At 40.7% G+C, this 20,435-nt stretch carries 10 protein-coding genes, 4 tRNA genes and 6 rRNA genes; 4 read left to right on the forward strand and 16 right to left on the reverse strand.

Annotated elements, in window-relative coordinates:
* Nucleotides 1-256: 256 nt before the first annotated feature.
* Nucleotides 257-1,246, forward strand: coding sequence for an IS110 family RNA-guided transposase (locus EG358_RS19380; protein ID WP_115596387.1), 990 nt, complete (start codon nucleotides 257-259; stop codon nucleotides 1,244-1,246).
* A 436-nt stretch (nucleotides 1,247-1,682) separates the two neighbouring features.
* Here EG358_RS19380 and rrf (EG358_RS19385) read toward each other — a convergent pair.
* The 5 genes from rrf (EG358_RS19385) to EG358_RS19405 all read right to left on the reverse strand — a co-directional run bounded on the left by rrf (EG358_RS19385) (nucleotide 1,683) and on the right by EG358_RS19405 (nucleotide 6,970).
* Nucleotides 1,683-1,790: ribosomal RNA gene (rrf, locus tag EG358_RS19385) — 5S ribosomal RNA — on the reverse strand.
* A 161-nt stretch (nucleotides 1,791-1,951) separates the two neighbouring features.
* Nucleotides 1,952-4,713 (reverse strand): 23S ribosomal RNA (locus tag EG358_RS19390).
* Nucleotides 4,714-4,915: 202 nt separating this feature from the next.
* Nucleotides 4,916-4,992: transfer RNA gene (locus EG358_RS19395), tRNA-Ala, on the reverse strand.
* A gap of 83 nt (nucleotides 4,993-5,075) precedes the next feature.
* Nucleotides 5,076-5,149, reverse strand: a tRNA-Ile gene (locus EG358_RS19400).
* 304 nt (nucleotides 5,150-5,453) lie between these two features.
* Nucleotides 5,454-6,970, reverse strand: a 16S ribosomal RNA gene (locus EG358_RS19405).
* Together the 16S, 23S and 5S rRNA genes with 2 tRNA genes alongside form the textbook arrangement of a ribosomal RNA operon.
* A gap of 1,512 nt (nucleotides 6,971-8,482) precedes the next feature.
* On the opposite strand from EG358_RS19405, the gene EG358_RS19410 reads away from it, so the two are divergent.
* The 3 genes from EG358_RS19410 (at nucleotide 8,483) to EG358_RS19755 (ending at nucleotide 9,119) form a co-directional block, all read left to right on the forward strand.
* Entirely contained in the window at nucleotides 8,483-8,707 is a 225-nt protein-coding gene (locus EG358_RS19410; RefSeq protein ID WP_115596460.1) for a hypothetical protein, read from the forward strand.
* Nucleotides 8,708-8,856: 149 nt separating this feature from the next.
* Complete coding sequence (locus EG358_RS20075; RefSeq protein ID WP_115596467.1) at nucleotides 8,857-8,934, forward strand: hypothetical protein; 78 nt, start codon at nucleotides 8,857-8,859, stop codon at nucleotides 8,932-8,934.
* An 8-nt stretch (nucleotides 8,935-8,942) separates the two neighbouring features.
* Nucleotides 8,943-9,119, forward strand: a complete 177-nt coding sequence (locus EG358_RS19755; RefSeq protein WP_159436403.1) for a hypothetical protein — start codon at nucleotides 8,943-8,945, stop codon at nucleotides 9,117-9,119.
* Between the two features lie 366 nt (nucleotides 9,120-9,485).
* Here EG358_RS19755 and rrf (EG358_RS19420) read toward each other — a convergent pair.
* The 11 genes from rrf (EG358_RS19420) to EG358_RS19470 form a co-directional block, all read right to left on the reverse strand.
* Nucleotides 9,486-9,593 (reverse strand): 5S ribosomal RNA (rrf, locus tag EG358_RS19420).
* 161 nt (nucleotides 9,594-9,754) lie between these two features.
* A 23S ribosomal RNA gene (locus EG358_RS19425) occupies nucleotides 9,755-12,516 on the reverse strand.
* A 202-nt stretch (nucleotides 12,517-12,718) separates the two neighbouring features.
* Nucleotides 12,719-12,795, reverse strand: a tRNA-Ala gene (locus EG358_RS19430).
* Between the two features lie 87 nt (nucleotides 12,796-12,882).
* A tRNA-Ile gene (locus EG358_RS19435) sits at nucleotides 12,883-12,956 on the reverse strand.
* A gap of 303 nt (nucleotides 12,957-13,259) precedes the next feature.
* Nucleotides 13,260-14,776 (reverse strand): 16S ribosomal RNA (locus EG358_RS19440).
* A gap of 996 nt (nucleotides 14,777-15,772) precedes the next feature.
* Nucleotides 15,773-16,762, reverse strand: a complete 990-nt coding sequence (locus EG358_RS19445; protein ID WP_115596387.1) for an IS110 family RNA-guided transposase — start codon at nucleotides 16,760-16,762, stop codon at nucleotides 15,773-15,775.
* Between the two features lie 429 nt (nucleotides 16,763-17,191).
* On the reverse strand, nucleotides 17,192-17,875 hold the full coding sequence (locus EG358_RS19450) for a hypothetical protein (protein ID WP_076561889.1): 684 nt from the start codon (nucleotides 17,873-17,875) through the stop codon (nucleotides 17,192-17,194).
* 1 nt (nucleotide 17,876) lies between these two features.
* Nucleotides 17,877-18,737 (reverse strand): dTDP-4-dehydrorhamnose reductase, encoded by an 861-nt coding sequence (gene rfbD, locus EG358_RS19455; protein ID WP_076561890.1) that lies wholly within the window; start codon nucleotides 18,735-18,737, stop codon nucleotides 17,877-17,879.
* 10 nt (nucleotides 18,738-18,747) lie between these two features.
* Nucleotides 18,748-19,233 carry an acyl-CoA thioesterase gene (locus tag EG358_RS19460; RefSeq protein WP_076561891.1) on the reverse strand — a complete coding sequence of 162 codons (486 nt, stop codon included), beginning with the start codon at nucleotides 19,231-19,233 and terminating at the stop codon, nucleotides 18,748-18,750.
* A gap of 69 nt (nucleotides 19,234-19,302) precedes the next feature.
* Nucleotides 19,303-19,806: an OmpH family outer membrane protein gene (locus EG358_RS19465; protein WP_076561892.1), complete on the reverse strand. Its 504-nt coding sequence runs from the start codon at nucleotides 19,804-19,806 to the stop codon at nucleotides 19,303-19,305.
* 74 nt (nucleotides 19,807-19,880) lie between these two features.
* Nucleotides 19,881-20,432 (reverse strand): OmpH family outer membrane protein, encoded by a 552-nt coding sequence (locus EG358_RS19470; RefSeq protein WP_076561893.1) that lies wholly within the window; start codon nucleotides 20,430-20,432, stop codon nucleotides 19,881-19,883.
* Nucleotides 20,433-20,435 lie beyond the last annotated feature (3 nt).

Consider the following 20,435-nt stretch of genomic DNA (forward strand, 5'->3'; position numbering starts at 1 on the left):
CAACTTTTCCATTCTGTTGCGGGGTAACCGCTTCTATGGTAAGTTTGCATTAGTAAAAATAGATTAATAATTTGGTTAAAAAAATCAACCAAAGAGCAAAAGCAGCAGGATAAAGGCAGACGCTTCACTGATACTAAGATATCGCCCCGGATTTTATTCCCCTGCTGCTGTTTTCTTCCAAATCCGGATAGAACATTGTTGGTAAAACTTTTACCATGGTGGATCAGAAGAAAACCTCTTTAATAAAGAATTTGTTATGTCAAAATTATCAAAAAAAGTGATTGGTGTAGATGTAGGAGCAAAGTTTTTAACGGTAAGTTTTACGGATAATGTAAATCAAGATCAGGTTTTTAATATCCAAAACAATCAACGCTCGATTTTATCGTTTCTCAAGAAATTTCCCACAGAAGATTATTGTTTGGCTATCGAAGCCACAGGTAATTATAGTAGTCGCATACTCCATCTTTCTTTGGATAATGGTTTTGAATCAAGTTTGATTAACTGTATGTCTGTTAAATATTTTTCAAGGATGAAAAATATCATCAGCAAAACTGATGCAGAAGACGCCAAAGTCATCAGACTTTATGGAGAGATTTTTCGTCCGGAAGTTTATATTCCCAAAAGCATCGAGATTGAACATCTTGACCAAGAAATAAAACTTCTGAATGATCTCGAGGAAGAGAAGCGACGGTATTCGGTAAAGCTAAAGTCACTTCGTTACAATCCTCAGCTCAATCCCAACACGGAAAAACATTATGAAAAGAGATTAAAACAATTAGATAAAGAAATACGGGAAGTAGAAATGAGGCTTCCACAACTTCAAGATGAAGAATTTAGAGAAATAAAAGGTTTGATACAAAGTGTTTCGGGAATTGGGGAGAAGACCTCCCTTCAACTGATGACCGCTACATCTGGTTTTAAAAATTTTGATTCATCGAAATCACTCGTAAAATATTTTGGATTGGCTCCACGTATTTATCAATCAGGAAAGAAATCATATTCTCCCGGTAAGTGCCGTACATCCAAAACGCACATTAGAAGTTTGCTATATGTTTGTTCCTGGACGGCAATAAAACATAATACGCAGTGCAAAGAACTTTATCTGCGACTATTGGAAAAAGGAAAGCCTAAAAAACTTGCATTAATTGCAGTTTGTAACAAGTTACTGAGGATTTGTTTTGGTGTTGTGAAAAACAAAACTGCATATCAACAAAATTTTCAAAAAAACTTTAAAATTTTAACCTGAATAATTTGCATAGTAACATAGAACATCCGGGCTAGGGTTTTAGTCTGTATAAATAAACTTCAGTTTTTGATGGATTATAATACAACTTCATCTGTGTTTACTTGCATTTTGGTTAATAATTAAGACAACCGTTATTAAAACAATGTGTCGCTCCTACGGAGCTCAGCCTTTACCTTTACCTTTACCTTACCAGCTTCACTGTAGCCTCAAATAAATATTGACAGTCCTTCACTTGATTGATTGGAACAACTAATTTCATTCACCTAAATCCCCTTTTACCACTTATCACTTATCACTTATCACTTATCACTTATCACTTATCACTTATCAAAATTACACATTGTCTATTGCTCATTACTCATTACTTATTTCTCATCATTTAGGTTTAGCCCAAAAAAAAGTCTCATACAAATGAATGTATGAGACTTTTAAAAAAAACTGGCGGCGACCTACTCTCCCGCTTTCGCAGTACCATCGGCGCTGGTGGGCTTAACTTCTGTGTTCGGAATGGGAACAGGTGAGCCCCACCGCTAAAACCACCCTAAAGGTTGTATATAAGGTTTAGGTTGCAGATTATAGGCTTTAGGTAATAGCTTTAAACTGCTACCTGCTACCTTGTATCTATCATCCGATACCTGATTTTAATCGATAAGAATATTCACAAAGAGAGAACCTTTAATTGCGCAATTAAGCAGTTGCCAATTAGGCTATAAATCTACGGGTAATTAGTACTACTCGGCTATGCTGTTACCAACTTTACACCTATAGCCTATCAACGTTGTCATCTCCAACGACCCTTAAAAGATGTCTCATCTTGAGGCGAGTTTCGCACTTATATGCTTTCAGTGCTTATCTCTTCCAAACGTAGCTACTCAGCGGTGCTCCTGGCGGAACAACTGATACACCAGAGGTTTGTTCAAATCGGTCCTCTCGTACTAGATTCAAGCCCTCTCAAACATCTAACGCCCGCAATAGATAGAGACCGAACTGTCTCACGACGTTCTGAACCCAGCTCGCGTGCCACTTTAATGGGCGAACAGCCCAACCCTTGGGACCTTCTCCAGCCCCAGGATGTGACGAGCCGACATCGAGGTGCCGAACCTCCCCGTCGATGTGAGCTCTTGGGGGAGACTAGCCTGTTATCCCCGGAGTACCTTTTATCCTATGAGCGATGGCCCTTCCATACGGAACCACCGGATCACTATGTCCTGCTTTCGCACCTGATCGACTTGTAGGTCTCACAGTCAAGCACCCTTATGCCATTACACTCTACGCACGGTTACCAAGCGTGCTGAGGGTACCTTTGAAAGCCTCCGTTACTCTTTTGGAGGCGACCACCCCAGTCAAACTACCCACCACGCAGTGTCCTTCTAAAAGAAGTTAGGCTCCAAGTAAGTAAAGGGTGGTATTTCAACGTTGACTCCACAAACACTAGCGTGCCTGCTTCAAAGTCTCCCACCTATCCTACACATTACTTACTCAAAGTCAATACGAAGTTATAGTAAAGGTTCACAGGGTCTTTTCGTCCCATTGCGGGTACTCGGCATCTTCACCGAGACTACAATTTCACAGAGCTCATGGTTGAGACAGTGCCCAGATCGTTACACCATTCGTGCAGGTCGGAACTTACCCGACAAGGAATTTCGCTACCTTAGGACCGTTATAGTTACGGCCGCCGTTTACTGGGGCTTCAGTCAAACGCTTCGCATTGCTGCTAACGCCCTTCCTTAACCTTCCAGCACCGGGCAGGTGTCAGACCCTATACAGCATCTTTCGATTTAGCAGAGTCCTGTGTTTTTGATAAACAGTCGCCTGGGCCTCTTCACTGCGGCCAGCATTGCTGCTGGCGTCTCTTCTTCCGAAGTTACGAGACTATTTTGCCTAGTTCCTTAACCATGATTCACTCTAGCACCTTAGGATTCTCTCCTCGACTACCTGTGTCGGTTTATGGTACGGGTTGCTTCACTTCGGCTTTTCTTGGAAGCACTTTCCCTGCAGCAGCTTCGCCCGAAGGCTAGGCCTTGACTATTCCGTCAGTCTCCAGCAGGTACGGCACTCCGTCCCCTTTTTAGTGTGAGCAAGTATGGGAATATTAACCCATTGTCCATCCACTACCCCTTTCGGGTTCGCGTTAGGTCCCGACTAACCCTCAGCTGATTAGCATGGCTGAGGAAACCTTAGTCTTTCGGTGAGCGGGTTTCTCGCCCGCTTTATCGTTACTTATGCCTACATTTTCTTTTCTGTACGCTCCACAATATCTCACGATACTGCTTCTGTGCAAACAGAATGCTCCCCTACCAGATACAACCCAACGGTTGTAAATCCATAGCTTCGGTACTCTATTTATGCCCGATTATTATCCATGCCGGACCGCTCGACTAGTGAGCTGTTACGCACTCTTTAAATGAATGGCTGCTTCCAAGCCAACATCCTAGCTGTCAATGCAGTCCAACCGCGTTGCTTCAACTTAATAGAGATTTGGGGACCTTAGCTGTTGGTCTGGGTTCTTTCCCTCTCGGACACGGACCTTAGCACCCGCGCCCTCACTGCCGTGGAACATTTATTAGCATTCGGAGTTTGTCAGGAATTGGTAGGATTTGACTCCCCCGCATCCAATCAGTAGCTCTACCTCTAATAAACTTATACACGACGCTGCACCTAAATGCATTTCGGGGAGTACGAGCTATCTCCCAGTTTGATTGGCCTTTCACCCCTACCCACAGGTCATCCGAAGACTTTTCAACGTCAACCGGTTCGGTCCTCCACTTTGTGTTACCAAAGCTTCAACCTGCCCATGGGTAGATCACAAGGTTTCGCGTCTAATACTACTAACTAAGCGCCCTATTCAGACTCGCTTTCGCTCCGGCTCCGGACCTGAAGTCCTTAACCTCGCTAGTAACATTAACTCGTAGGCTCATTATGCAAAAGGCACGCCGTCACCCAACTTGTGGGCTCCGACCGCTTGTAGGCGTACGGTTTCAGGTTCTATTTCACCCTTCTATTCGAAGTGCTTTTCACCTTTCCTTCACAGTACTTGTTCACTATCGGTCTTTCAGGAGTATTTAGCCTTGGAGGATGGTCCCCCCATATTCAGACAGGATTTCACGTGTCCCGCCCTACTCATTTATCATCTAAATATACCTTTCAAATACGGGGCTATCACCCTCTATGGCTGTTCTTTCCAGAACATTCTTTTAAATATATAAAGACTTTTGGGCTAATCCGCGTTCGCTCGCCACTACTTACGGAATCTCTTCGATTTCTTTTCCTCCGGGTACTTAGATGTTTCAGTTCTCCGGGTTTGCTCTCCTTGCGGAGTGACTGGTCTTCAACCAGACGGGTTGCCCCATTCGGACATCTCGGGATCAATTCGTGTGTGCCAATCCCCCGAGCTTTTCGCAGCTTACCACGTCCTTCTTCGCCTCTGAAAGCCTAGGCATCCGCCATACGCCCTTAACGATTTCTTTCCTAATTATTAATTAGTTCAGTATTTTTTTGATTAGTATTACTACTAATCTATTTTTTGTAAACTCAAACGCTTAATTGCGCTCGGTTTTCTCTTTGTGATATTTTTACCGTTAATGTCAATGATCTTTTTTCTACCTCTGATCTAATTCGCAAAATATTGTTTTTGGCTCTATTTGCTTTTTAAAATTAAACCATCGGTGATGGTGGAGAATAAGGGAGTCGAACCCTTGACCTCCTGCGTGCAAGGCAGGCGCTCTAGCCAGCTGAGCTAATTCCCCCTCTAGGTGCTTCTGGCGATTTGCTTCTTGCTTCTGGCTTTTTTGCCATCAGCTATAAGCCATTTGCCATCCGCTTTAATTAGTAGTCTCGGGCAGGCTCGAACTGCCGACCTCTACATTATCAGTGTAGCGCTCTAACCAGCTGAGCTACGAGACTTCATTATTTAGATATTAGAGGCTAGATTTTAGATGTTAGACTAATTTCTAACGACTAACTTCTAATTTCTAATTCTAAAATCTCTCTTCCCTGTTACTAATTTCTAGTGGGTTTTGTATTTTTTTATATATTATATAAGTAATAGGTAATGAGTAATCTTAACGTTCCAATTACTTGGAGCTTTTTACTTCTAACTTTTTCCTTTACTTATATATCAACCAAATAAAAAACTAAAGCATGAACTTTAAGTAAGTACATTGTATCTTGCGATACGTGTTTTGTTTATCGTCTGTAAGACGCTCTAAAATGAGATGTTCCAGCCGCACCTTCCGGTACGGCTACCTTGTTACGACTTAGCCCTAGTTACTTGTTTTACCCTAGGCAGCTCCTGTTACGGTCACCGACTTCAGGTACCCCAAACTTCCATGGCTTGACGGGCGGTGTGTACAAGGCCCGGGAACGTATTCACCGCGCCATGGCTGATGCGCGATTACTAGCGATTCCAGCTTCATAGAGTCGAGTTGCAGACTCCAATCCGAACTGAGACCGGCTTTCGAGATTCGCATCCTATCGCTAGGTAGCTGCCCTCTGTACCGGCCATTGTATTACGTGTGTGGCCCAAGGCGTAAGGGCCGTGATGATTTGACGTCATCCCCACCTTCCTCTCTACTTGCGTAGGCAGTCTCACTAGAGTCCCCAACTGAATGATGGCAACTAGTGACAGGGGTTGCGCTCGTTGCAGGACTTAACCTAACACCTCACGGCACGAGCTGACGACAACCATGCAGCACCTTGAAAATTGTCCGAAGAAAAGTCTATTTCTAAACCTGTCAATTCCCATTTAAGCCTTGGTAAGGTTCCTCGCGTATCATCGAATTAAACCACATAATCCACCGCTTGTGCGGGCCCCCGTCAATTCCTTTGAGTTTCATTCTTGCGAACGTACTCCCCAGGTGGCTAACTTATCACTTTCGCTTAGTCTCTGAATCCGAAAACCCAAAAACGAGTTAGCATCGTTTACGGCGTGGACTACCAGGGTATCTAATCCTGTTCGCTCCCCACGCTTTCGTCCATCAGCGTCAGTTAAAACATAGTGACCTGCCTTCGCAATTGGTGTTCTAAGTAATATCTATGCATTTCACCGCTACACTACTTATTCCAGCCACTTCTACTTTACTCAAGACCTGCAGTATCAATGGCAGTTTCATAGTTAAGCTATGAGATTTCACCACTGACTTACAGATCCGCCTACGGACCCTTTAAACCCAATAAATCCGGATAACGCTTGCACCCTCCGTATTACCGCGGCTGCTGGCACGGAGTTAGCCGGTGCTTATTCGTATAGTACCTTCAGCTTTCCACACGTGGAAAGGTTTATCCCTATACAAAAGAAGTTTACAACCCATAGGGCCGTCGTCCTTCACGCGGGATGGCTGGATCAGGCTCTCACCCATTGTCCAATATTCCTCACTGCTGCCTCCCGTAGGAGTCTGGTCCGTGTCTCAGTACCAGTGTGGGGGATCACCCTCTCAGGCCCCCTAAAGATCACTGACTTGGTAGGCCGTTACCCTACCAACTATCTAATCTTGCGCGTGCCCATCTCTATCCACCGGAGTTTTCAATAATAAGTGATGCCACTCATTATATTATGGGGTATTAATCTTCCTTTCGAAAGGCTATCCCCCTGATAAAGGCAGGTTGCACACGTGTTCCGCACCCGTACGCCGCTCTCAAAGATCCGAAGATCTTCTACCGCTCGGCTTGCATGTGTTAGGCCTCCCGCTAGCGTTCATCCTGAGCCAGGATCAAACTCTCCATTGTATGTTTGTCTGACTCACTCAAAGTTATTTTACGCTTTAGTTTTTCCTTACTTGGTTGTATATTATTTTTCAATGATCTCTTCTCTTCCGCTTTTTACGATACCTACATTTTCTGTCGTTTTCAGTACCGATTTGCGTGTGCAAAAGTAAAACTTTATTTCTAATCTGCCAAATGTTTTTTGAGGAAATTTTAAAGTTTTTTGATGACCCTAAATCCTTATCCAAACACTTAAACCTCTCTACTCCTGCGCTCCCGTTTTACCGGACTGCAAAGATACAAATCTTTTTATCTTTACCAAATTTTATTTCTAAAAAAATTAAAAGTCTTTATTGATCTCTATCCATCTGTAGATGACATTAGCCTTATCGTTTCCGCCTCTTTAAAAGCTCTTCTGCGCTACCGAATCACTCTCGTTTTTCAGTGGGGCAAAAGTAGAACTTTTATACAACACAATCCTAATTTATGTAACATTATGTTTACTTTTAATTCATATTTAAAGCTAAGGTATTGGTTAACTGAGAGAATAATTTTATGGGGTTTGGGTTGTTTGAGGGTTGGAGAGTTATAGAGTCGGAGTATTGGAGTGTGGGAGAGCTGATTGGGCGTTGGAGCGTAGGAATGATTTAGTGTTCGAGGGCTGGAGAGTTGTATGGGAGGTTTCGGCTTGGGTAAGGGAAAAGTTTATAAAACAGAGGGCTTTTGAGAAATATAACAGTCTGGTTTTTATCGTAACAGTAAACAAAGTTCTTTTATTTTATCTCTATTATAAGATAAACTGGGGCGTTTCACTTAGTAAAGGAAGACAAAGGGATAAAAGATTGAGATTGAATGACTGGCAAAAAAGTGTTAGAAACATTACCGGAAATTAAATGGCTTAGGTACCGCTCCGATGGAACTTATGTTCTAAAAACACATGCTTTGCTACAAAGGTGTCCCTCCTCTTATGTTTGCTAATATATGAATTTGAAAAATAAAGATGATAAAGAATGAGGGTAGAACTGCTCCTTAATAACTTTTGAAAAGTATATTCATCCGTAGATTTAGCCTCATTCTTTTTATAATTTCTTAGTGTCTGAACCGTTTTTTCCAACCAGGAGAGAAGACGAAGGGAAATTTTTCATCTACTAATTTTCATTTATCACTTAAAACATGTATTGAAATGAAAAGTTTAAGTAAGTATTGGGAGTTGATGTTTTTCAAAAAGAATTAGAAGTAAGTTTAGACAAGCTCAATGAAGATTTAAGCATTAAAATTTATTCGCACCGGTTTTCAGTAACAAAGAAACCTGTTTTGTGGCGTTGAATAAATGGATTTTGAAAAATACGGCTAAAGACGTTTCTCTTCGTGTGGTGATGGAAGCAATAGGCGTTTATCATCAAAAGTTTTGCTCATTTTCTGATAGATAATGCTTTTGATACAATATTATTCTACCTAACAAAATCAGCAATTATCTGCGGACTATGGATATAAAAACCATTACCGATAAAACCTAGAGCGAAACGATTGTAAGATTTGGGTTGGAAAGAAAATTGGAAAAAACCTAACCAAACCTATCGAATTTTGCAACAATTGATCCGTGAAAGATATCAAATTGTGCAGCAAAGAACAATCGCTAAAAATCATTTACAAGCAGAAAAAAGTGAGGCATTTCCTAATTCAGGAAGTGTAAAAAGAATCACTGAATTGATAAAATTCTTCAATAAACAGGAACAGGAAGTAAAAAAGAAATTTCAATAATTTTGGATCATAATCCAACGATAAAAGCAGAAGTAACACAATCTCTACAATACCTGGAATGGACGAACTGACAGCTGTTATCATTCTAGCAGAAACCAATGGTTTCTAGTTGATACGCAAGTAAAAAACAACTCACAAGTTATGCCGGAATGGACATCAAAGAAAAGCAATCGGGACCATCCGTAAAAGGAAAACCTAAACTTTCCAAAAAGGAAACCGTCATATAAGAAAATCCATGCATTTACCTTCGTTATTTGCTGTAAAATGCAATCCTATATACAAAGAATTGTACTCCGGATTATTAGGAAAACACGGCATTAAAATGAAAGCATTGGTAGATATTCAGAGAAAAATGCTGGAAATTTCATACATTCTTTTGAAGAAGAATACGCAATATAATGCAAATTATTAACAAGAAAAGGAAGCCGTAATAATTACTTAATGTCTTAGAAACAAGCATAAAGCTGTTGTGAATTACAAATTTAAAAAAAAATTAAACTTTTGCTTTGGAACTTAACACAGAATCTACAGAGCTTAACCTGAGCTTTAGGCTTAACTGCTTAGTATTAAATAAAATATTAAAGCCATCATCATTTTATTGATTGGAACAACTAATTTCATTCACCTAAATCACCCTTCTATCACTTATCACTTATCACTTATCACTTATCAAAATTACACATTGTCTATTGCTCATTACTCATTACTTATTTCTCATCATTTAGGTTTAGCCCAAAAAAAAGTCTCATACAAATGAATGTATGAGACTTTTAAAAAAAACTGGCGGCGACCTACTCTCCCGCTTTCGCAGTACCATCGGCGCTGGTGGGCTTAACTTCTGTGTTCGGAATGGGAACAGGTGAGCCCCACCGCTAAAACCACCCTAAAGGTTGTATATAAGGTTTAGGTTGCAGATTATAGGCTTTAGGTAATAGCTTTAAACTGCTACCTGCTACCTTGTATCTATCATCCGATACCTGATTTTAATCGATAAGAATATTCACAAAGAGAGAACCTTTAATTGCGCAATTAAGCAGTTGCCAATTAGGCTATAAATCTACGGGTAATTAGTACTACTCGGCTATGCTGTTACCAACTTTACACCTATAGCCTATCAACGTTGTCATCTCCAACGACCCTTAAAAGATGTCTCATCTTGAGGCGAGTTTCGCACTTATATGCTTTCAGTGCTTATCTCTTCCAAACGTAGCTACTCAGCGGTGCTCCTGGCGGAACAACTGATACACCAGAGGTTTGTTCAAATCGGTCCTCTCGTACTAGATTCAAGCCCTCTCAAACATCTAACGCCCGCAATAGATAGAGACCGAACTGTCTCACGACGTTCTGAACCCAGCTCGCGTGCCACTTTAATGGGCGAACAGCCCAACCCTTGGGACCTTCTCCAGCCCCAGGATGTGACGAGCCGACATCGAGGTGCCGAACCTCCCCGTCGATGTGAGCTCTTGGGGGAGACTAGCCTGTTATCCCCGGAGTACCTTTTATCCTATGAGCGATGGCCCTTCCATACGGAACCACCGGATCACTATGTCCTGCTTTCGCACCTGATCGACTTGTAGGTCTCACAGTCAAGCACCCTTATGCCATTACACTCTACGCACGGTTACCAAGCGTGCTGAGGGTACCTTTGAAAGCCTCCGTTACTCTTTTGGAGGCGACCACCCCAGTCAAACTACCCACCACGCAGTGTCCTTCTAAAAGAAGTTAGGCTCCAAGTAAGTAAAGGGTGGTATTTCAACGTTGACTCCACAAACACTAGCGTGCCTGCTTCAAAGTCTCCCACCTATCCTACACATTACTTACTCAAAGTCAATACGAAGTTATAGTAAAGGTTCACAGGGTCTTTTCGTCCCATTGCGGGTACTCGGCATCTTCACCGAGACTACAATTTCACAGAGCTCATGGTTGAGACAGTGCCCAGATCGTTACACCATTCGTGCAGGTCGGAACTTACCCGACAAGGAATTTCGCTACCTTAGGACCGTTATAGTTACGGCCGCCGTTTACTGGGGCTTCAGTCAAACGCTTCGCATTGCTGCTAACGCCCTTCCTTAACCTTCCAGCACCGGGCAGGTGTCAGACCCTATACAGCATCTTTCGATTTAGCAGAGTCCTGTGTTTTTGATAAACAGTCGCCTGGGCCTCTTCACTGCGGCCAGCATTGCTGCTGGCGTCTCTTCTTCCGAAGTTACGAGACTATTTTGCCTAGTTCCTTAACCATGATTCACTCTAGCACCTTAGGATTCTCTCCTCGACTACCTGTGTCGGTTTATGGTACGGGTTGCTTCACTTCGGCTTTTCTTGGAAGCACTTTCCCTGCAGCAGCTTCGCCCGAAGGCTAGGCCTTGACTATTCCGTCAGTCTCCAGCAGGTACGGCACTCCGTCCCCTTTTTAGTGTGAGCAAGTATGGGAATATTAACCCATTGTCCATCCACTACCCCTTTCGGGTTCGCGTTAGGTCCCGACTAACCCTCAGCTGATTAGCATGGCTGAGGAAACCTTAGTCTTTCGGTGAGCGGGTTTCTCGCCCGCTTTATCGTTACTTATGCCTACATTTTCTTTTCTGTACGCTCCACAATATCTCACGATACTGCTTCTGTGCAAACAGAATGCTCCCCTACCAGATACAACCCAACGGTTGTAAATCCATAGCTTCGGTACTCTATTTATGCCCGATTATTATCCATGCCGGACCGCTCGACTAGTGAGCTGTTACGCACTCTTTAAATGAATGGCTGCTTCCAAGCCAACATCCTAGCTGTCAATGCAGTCCAACCGCGTTGCTTCAACTTAATAGAGATTTGGGGACCTTAGCTGTTGGTCTGGGTTCTTTCCCTCTCGGACACGGACCTTAGCACCCGCGCCCTCACTGCCGTGGAACATTTATTAGCATTCGGAGTTTGTCAGGAATTGGTAGGATTTGACTCCCCCGCATCCAATCAGTAGCTCTACCTCTAATAAACTTATACACGACGCTGCACCTAAATGCATTTCGGGGAGTACGAGCTATCTCCCAGTTTGATTGGCCTTTCACCCCTACCCACAGGTCATCCGAAGACTTTTCAACGTCAACCGGTTCGGTCCTCCACTTTGTGTTACCAAAGCTTCAACCTGCCCATGGGTAGATCACAAGGTTTCGCGTCTAATACTACTAACTAAGCGCCCTATTCAGACTCGCTTTCGCTCCGGCTCCGGACCTGAAGTCCTTAACCTCGCTAGTAACATTAACTCGTAGGCTCATTATGCAAAAGGCACGCCGTCACCCAACTTGTGGGCTCCGACCGCTTGTAGGCGTACGGTTTCAGGTTCTATTTCACCCTTCTATTCGAAGTGCTTTTCACCTTTCCTTCACAGTACTTGTTCACTATCGGTCTTTCAGGAGTATTTAGCCTTGGAGGATGGTCCCCCCATATTCAGACAGGATTTCACGTGTCCCGCCCTACTCATTTATCATCTAAATATACCTTTCAAATACGGGGCTATCACCCTCTATGGCTGTTCTTTCCAGAACATTCTTTTAAATATATAAAGACTTTTGGGCTAATCCGCGTTCGCTCGCCACTACTTACGGAATCTCTTCGATTTCTTTTCCTCCGGGTACTTAGATGTTTCAGTTCTCCGGGTTTGCTCTCCTTGCGGAGTGACTGGTCTTCAACCAGACGGGTTGCCCCATTCGGACATCTCGGGATCAATTCGTGTGTGCCAATCCCCCGAGCTTTTCGCAGCTTACCACGTCCTTCTTCGCCTCTGAAAGCCTAGGCATCCGCCATACGCCCTTAACGATTTCTTTCCTAATTATTAATTAGTTCAGTATTTTTTTGATTAGTATTACTACTAATCTATTTTTTGTAAACTCAAACGCTTAATTGCGCTCGGTTTTCTCTTTGTGATATTTTTACCGTTAATGTCAATGATCTTTTTTCTACCTCTGATCTAATTCGCAAAATATTGTTTTTGGCTCTATTTGCTTTTTAAAATTAAACCATCGGTGATGGTGGAGAATAAGGGAGTCGAACCCTTGACCTCCTGCGTGCAAGGCAGGCGCTCTAGCCAGCTGAGCTAATTCCCCCTCTAGTGGTTGTTAGTTGTCGGTGTTTGGTTGTTAGTTTTGGCTTTTTTCCTAATCCTAATACCTATAACCTAACTCCTTAATTAGTAGTCTCGGGCAGGCTCGAACTGCCGACCTCTACATTATCAGTGTAGCGCTCTAACCAGCTGAGCTACGAGACTTCATTATTTAGATATTAGAGGCTAGATTTTAGATGTTAGACTAATTTCTAACGACTAACTTCTAATTTCTAATTCTAAAATCTCTCTTCCCTGTTACTAATTTCTAGTGGGTTTTGTATTTTTTTATATATTATATAAGTAATAGGTAATGAGTAATCTTAACGTTCCAATTACTTGGAGCTTTTTACTTCTAACTTTTTCCTTTACTTATATATCAACCAAATAAAAAACTAAAGCATGAACTTTAAGTAAGTACATTGTATCTTGCGATACGTGTTTTGTTTATCGTCTAAAGACGCTCTAAAATGAGATGTTCCAGCCGCACCTTCCGGTACGGCTACCTTGTTACGACTTAGCCCTAGTTACTTGTTTTACCCTAGGCAGCTCCTGTTACGGTCACCGACTTCAGGTACCCCAAACTTCCATGGCTTGACGGGCGGTGTGTACAAGGCCCGGGAACGTATTCACCGCGCCATGGCTGATGCGCGATTACTAGCGATTCCAGCTTCATAGAGTCGAGTTGCAGACTCCAATCCGAACTGAGACCGGCTTTCGAGATTCGCATCCTATCGCTAGGTAGCTGCCCTCTGTACCGGCCATTGTATTACGTGTGTGGCCCAAGGCGTAAGGGCCGTGATGATTTGACGTCATCCCCACCTTCCTCTCTACTTGCGTAGGCAGTCTCACTAGAGTCCCCAACTGAATGATGGCAACTAGTGACAGGGGTTGCGCTCGTTGCAGGACTTAACCTAACACCTCACGGCACGAGCTGACGACAACCATGCAGCACCTTGAAAATTGTCCGAAGAAAAGTCTATTTCTAAACCTGTCAATTCCCATTTAAGCCTTGGTAAGGTTCCTCGCGTATCATCGAATTAAACCACATAATCCACCGCTTGTGCGGGCCCCCGTCAATTCCTTTGAGTTTCATTCTTGCGAACGTACTCCCCAGGTGGCTAACTTATCACTTTCGCTTAGTCTCTGAATCCGAAAACCCAAAAACGAGTTAGCATCGTTTACGGCGTGGACTACCAGGGTATCTAATCCTGTTCGCTCCCCACGCTTTCGTCCATCAGCGTCAGTTAAAACATAGTGACCTGCCTTCGCAATTGGTGTTCTAAGTAATATCTATGCATTTCACCGCTACACTACTTATTCCAGCCACTTCTACTTTACTCAAGACCTGCAGTATCAATGGCAGTTTCATAGTTAAGCTATGAGATTTCACCACTGACTTACAGATCCGCCTACGGACCCTTTAAACCCAATAAATCCGGATAACGCTTGCACCCTCCGTATTACCGCGGCTGCTGGCACGGAGTTAGCCGGTGCTTATTCGTATAGTACCTTCAGCTTTCCACACGTGGAAAGGTTTATCCCTATACAAAAGAAGTTTACAACCCATAGGGCCGTCGTCCTTCACGCGGGATGGCTGGATCAGGCTCTCACCCATTGTCCAATATTCCTCACTGCTGCCTCCCGTAGGAGTCTGGTCCGTGTCTCAGTACCAGTGTGGGGGATCACCCTCTCAGGCCCCCTAAAGATCACTGACTTGGTAGGCCGTTACCCTACCAACTATCTAATCTTGCGCGTGCCCATCTCTATCCACCGGAGTTTTCAATAATAAGTGATGCCACTCATTATATTATGGGGTATTAATCTTCCTTTCGAAAGGCTATCCCCCTGATAAAGGCAGGTTGCACACGTGTTCCGCACCCGTACGCCGCTCTCAAAGATCCGAAGATCTTCTACCGCTCGGCTTGCATGTGTTAGGCCTCCCGCTAGCGTTCATCCTGAGCCAGGATCAAACTCTCCATTGTATGTTTGTCTGACTCACTCAAAGTTATTTTACGCTTTAGTTTTTCCTTACTTGGTTGTATATTATTTTTCAATAATCTCTTCTCTTCCGCTTTTTACGATACCTACATTTTCTGTCGTTTTCAGTACCGATTTGCGTGTGCAAAAGTAAAACTTTATTTCTAATCTGCCAAATGTTTTTTGAGGAAATTTTAAAGTTTTTTGATGACCCTAAATCCTTATCCAAACACTTAAACCTCTCTACTCCTGCGCTCCCGTTTTACCAGACTGCAAAGATACAAATCTTTTTATCTTTACCAAATTTTATTTCTAAAAAAATTAAAAGTCTTTATTGATCTCTATCCATCTGTAGATAACATTAGTCTTATCGTTTCCGCCTCCTTAAAAGCTCTTCTGCGCTACCGAATTACTCTCGTTTTTCAGTGGGGCAAAAGTAGAACTTTTATATAACACAATCCTAATTTATGTAACATTATGTTTACTTTTAATTCATATTTAAAGCTAAAGTATTGGTTACGTGAGAGAATAATTTTATGGGGTTTAAGGAGGAAGCGGGTGATAGGTTGCAGGGGAAGAGGGTTGGAGAGTTATAGAGTCGGATTGTTGGAGAGCTGTATGGGGCGTTGGAGCTTAGGAATGATTTAGTGTTAGAGAGTTCGAAAGTTCTTGGGTTGGATCGTCGTATGGGAGGGCACGGTTTACAAAACAGTAACTTCTATATATGATATACTCTTAATTTTTACAGGTCGCTCCCACGGAGCTTGATTTCCTATTATGTAATGTCTATTAACTGGTCGCCACTCTGTGGCTTTTCAATCTTTACTTCTGACTGCATCGGGGTGGTCAACTGAATGTATATATCCAATTAAATTATAAAAGAATAATCTAAATCTTGGATTTTGAAATTTTAAACTTTGAAATAGAAGTTCTACGGATAACTAAAGGATCTACTAGAACTGAACCCTAGCCCGGATGTTCTATGTTACTATGCAAATTATTCAGGTTAAAATTTTAAAGTTTTTTTGAAAATTTTGTTGATATGCAGTTTTGTTTTTCACAACACCAAAACAAATCCTCAGTAACTTGTTACAAACTGCAATTAATGCAAGTTTTTTAGGCTTTCCTTTTTCCAATAGTCGCAGATAAAGTTCTTTGCACTGCGTATTATGTTTTATTGCCGTCCAGGAACAAACATATAGCAAACTTCTAATGTGCGTTTTGGATGTACGGCACTTACCGGGAGAATATGATTTCTTTCCTGATTGATAAATACGTGGAGCCAATCCAAAATATTTTACGAGTGATTTCGATGAATCAAAATTTTTAAAACCAGATGTAGCGGTCATCAGTTGAAGGGAGGTCTTCTCCCCAATTCCCGAAACACTTTGTATCAAACCTTTTATTTCTCTAAATTCTTCATCTTGAAGTTGTGGAAGCCTCATTTCTACTTCCCGTATTTCTTTATCTAATTGTTTTAATCTCTTTTCATAATGTTTTTCCGTGTTGGGATTGAGCTGAGGATTGTAACGAAGTGACTTTAGCTTTACCGAATACCGTCGCTTCTCTTCCTCGAGATCATTCAGAAGTTTTATTTCTTGGTCAAGATGTTCAATCTCGATGCTTTTGGGAATATAAACTTCCGGACGAAAAATCTCTCCATAAAGTCTGATGACTTTGGCGTCTTCTGCATCAGTTTTGCTGATGATATTTTTCATCCTTGAAAAATATTTAACAGACATACAGTTAATCAAACTTGATTCAAAACCATTATCCAAAGAAAGATGGAGTATGCGACTACTATAATTACCTGTGGCTTCGATAGCCAAACAATAATCTTCTGTGGGAAATTTCTTGAGAAACGATAAAATCGAGCGTTGATTGTTTTGGATATTAAAAACCTGATCTTGATTTACATTATCCGTAAAACTTACCGTTAAAAACTTTGCTCCTACATCTACACCAATCACTTTTTTTGATAATTTTGACATAACAAATTCTTTATTAAAGAGGTTTTCTTCTGATCCACCATGGTAAAAGTTTTACCAACAATGTTCTATCCGGATTTGGAAGAAAACAGCAGCAGGGGAATAAAATCCGGGGCGATATCTTAGTATCAGTGAAGCGTCTGCCTTTATCCTGCTGCTTTTGCTCTTTGGTTGATTTTTTTAACCAAATTATTAATCTATTTTTACTAATGCAAACTTACCATTGAACGGCATGTCTGAGCTCTTTTTGAAGCAAAGGAAAAGCTCGGCGCAAAAAAGCGAGTAGTGAAAGCCGGAAAGAGCTACAAGAAAAAAGTTGGAGCGTTGGAGAAATGGATGGGTTGGAGAGTTTTAGTTGGAAAATTTATCGGAATAGGTAATATTTATAAAAAAATACCTCCGAAAGTTTCAGAGGTAAATGTATGGGTAAATTTATTTGTTTTCTGTGTAAATCATTCTTAGAAAATCACCAAATGACTTGTCGAGGCCAAGAATGTCTCCCGATTTTAGATTGATACCCGGTTCGCCAAAAGTGTTTGACTTAATTTTGGCAGCAGAGATTTGAAAATATTGAGCCGGAGCATTTGCATTTACCGAAATCTTAATGTTAGAACCTAAGAATTTTTTGGTTGAAACTGTATAAATTTCTCCAGGAATGCCTTGAATCGTTGTAAACGATCTAGGTGGCAAAGTATAGTCTTTTCTGTTGACGCTTATGGTCTGGGGTTTTGAAGATGATGAAAAAAAGTATATTGAATCTGATGGCTTTAATAATTCTTCTTTTGTACTATAATAAAGCTCCAGTCGATAATTTGCTGGATTGAATGGCTGAGTTTTTTCATCTACACTTTCAAATGGTTTGTAGGAAAAGGCATTGGCTCCGATTTCTTTTGCTTTTTTATAGATCGCTGCAAATACAGAAGCATCGTCATTTGAAAAGCCTTGCACATCAATTTCACCCAAATATTCTGCAGCAGAGTTTTTAGGATCTATCTGATAAAAATATTTGTCGTTATTATCTTTCGTTTTTTCAACTTTAGATAGATAAACATTTTGTGCATTCACAAATGTTACTGCCATCAAGAGAATGAATATGGCGATATTTTTAATCTTCATTTTAATTGGAAAGTATATTAACACAATCTTCTAAACTGTTTTCCCAATGTTTTGACTCAATTTTGTAGATGTTTTCAATCTTGTCGAGACACATTGTGCTTCTTTTTGGTCTTTTTGCCGGAGTTGGATATTCCTCTGTAGTCAATGCATTCAGTTTTACTGATGACTTGGAGAACTCGGCAATTTTTTTTGCAAATTCAAACCATGTTGTTTCCGGATAGTTGGAAAAATGGAAAACACCAAAAGTTTTGTTTGGATTTTCGATAATGCTCATAATAGCTTCTGCCAAATCGTTCGCATTAGTAGGCTGGCCAAACTGATCGCCAACAATTCCTAATTCCTGTTTTTGCGAAAATAAATTAAGCATTGTTTTGACAAAATTCTTGTTGAATTCTGAATACAACCAAGACGTTCTTAAAATAATTGTCTTTGGATTATTTTCTAAAGCTAACTCCTCACCTTTTAACTTGGATGCTCCGTAAATTCCTATAGGATTTGTGAAGTCATCTTCAGAGTAATCTAAGTTGGTTTCACCATCAAATACATAATCGGTAGAAACGTGAATGAATACTGTCTTGTAATCAGCACATGCTTTTGCAAGGTTTCTGACACCTTCTGCGTTTACGGCAAAGGCTTTTTCTTCTTCTTTCTCAGCTAAATCTACCGCGGTATATGCCGAAGCATTGATACAGAAATCGGGTTTCTGATCATAAAAGAAATCATTAATCTGATCTTCGTCAGTAATATCTAAAGATTGGGAATCTGTAAAAATAAATTCATAATGAGTTTCAAAATCGGGAGCAATTTTTCTAATGCAGTTTCCCAGCTGACCATTACTTCCTATTACAAGTATTTTTTTCATTTAAATAGTTTTATGAATTTTTTGCATTCTGTGATCTTAAAAACTTAACTCTTGACTGGAAGTCTTTTTGTTCTAAGTCAACATAAAATTTTCCAAAAGTCTGCATGATGTCTTGCGGATGAACTTCAGAACGTCTTGTTTTTATATTAAAATAAATTACCGTCACCCAAAGTACTGCGTGAATCGTTTTCTCATCAACACTTTTCATCAGGATTTCTACTTTAGAAATTCGGTCTCCTATTTCGATGGTTTTACTGCTGATAACAACCTGGGTATTGTATTTTACTTCTTTCAGGTACGCTATTTCATTTTGAATAGCGATCCATGTACAACCCGTTTTTTTGGTATATTCTTCGTAGGTAAATCCATAAAAAGTTTCTACATGATCTTCTCTTGCATTGAACATGTAATCTAGATATTTGACATTATTTAAATGCCCAATCGGATCACAATCGCTGAATCTTACTTTTACGGTCGTTGAGACTTCTTTTTCCATAGCGCAAAAATAAAAAAACCACTTCTAAATGAAGTGGTAGTTTTTATAAATCTTTGTTAATTTCAGAAATTATTGAAGACCTAACTCTTTTTTAACAGCTGGCGTAGCATCAGGACCTCCTTTGTAGATAAGACCTGTAGAGTTTACATCCATCACATACTCATAACTGTTTGCTTTTGCCACTTTGTTTACAGCATCCATCACTTTCTTTTCGATAGGAGCGTAAGCTAGTTTTTCTTTTTCAGCAAGATCCTTTTGTGCTCTCTCGCTCATTTGCTGAGCTTCAGTCTGCAATTTCTGCATTTCTTCTTGTCTTGCTTTGTTTTCAGCTTCACTTTTTGTAGGAGCTTCTTTAGTATACAAAGCATACTTGGTTTGCATTACATCAGTCTTCTTTTTTATTTCACTTTCTTTAGCATCAAGGAAAGCTTTTAAATCTGTATCTGCTTTTTTCTTTTCAGGCATTGCATTAAGTACGCTTACTAAGTCTAGAGTAGCAATTTTCTGAGCTTTTGCCATCCCAACAGAGACAACCATCATTACTGCTCCAAATAATACACTTAATTTTTTCATAACGGGTAATAAATAATTAATTTTGTTTTTAGATTTTAAATTTAAGTAAAAGTTAAGTTCTGATAAAACTTTTACTACTTTTTATTAGTTTTCTTTTCTTTTTCCTTTTCTGTTCCTTTCAATAAGATCGTTAATACTTTATCTGTATAATCATATCTTGGCTGTAAGAAAACTACATTTACATGGCTATTTTTATCAAGAACTATGCCCAAACCATTTTTCTCAGACATCGTCTTTACAGCGTTCCAGATCTGATCTTCAAAAGGTTCAACCAAATTAGCCCTAAGTTGATTGATCTCGCCGGTTTTACCGAATCGTAAACTTAGTGTTGTCTGAATGCTTTTTTCAAGATCCGCGACTTCTTTTTCTCTAAGCTTAAGCTGATCACCAATTAATAAAACTTTTTCACTTTCGAAAGCAGATTTTTTTTGCTCGTACTGAGATTGTAAGGCTTTAATATCCTGTTCCCAGGTATCGATCTGAGAATTTAGCCTTGCTTCAGCTTCTTTATACTGAGGCATCTTATCCAATATATATTGGGTATCGATAACCCCTATTTTCTGAGCATTGCTAAATCCAAAAAGCAAAATTACTGCTAAAGTGAAAAGAGTTTTAAAATTTTTCATACT

The organism is Chryseobacterium indoltheticum (assembly GCF_003815915.1).
In the GTDB taxonomy this organism is placed as follows: Bacteria; Bacteroidota; Bacteroidia; order Flavobacteriales; family Weeksellaceae; genus Chryseobacterium; species Chryseobacterium indoltheticum.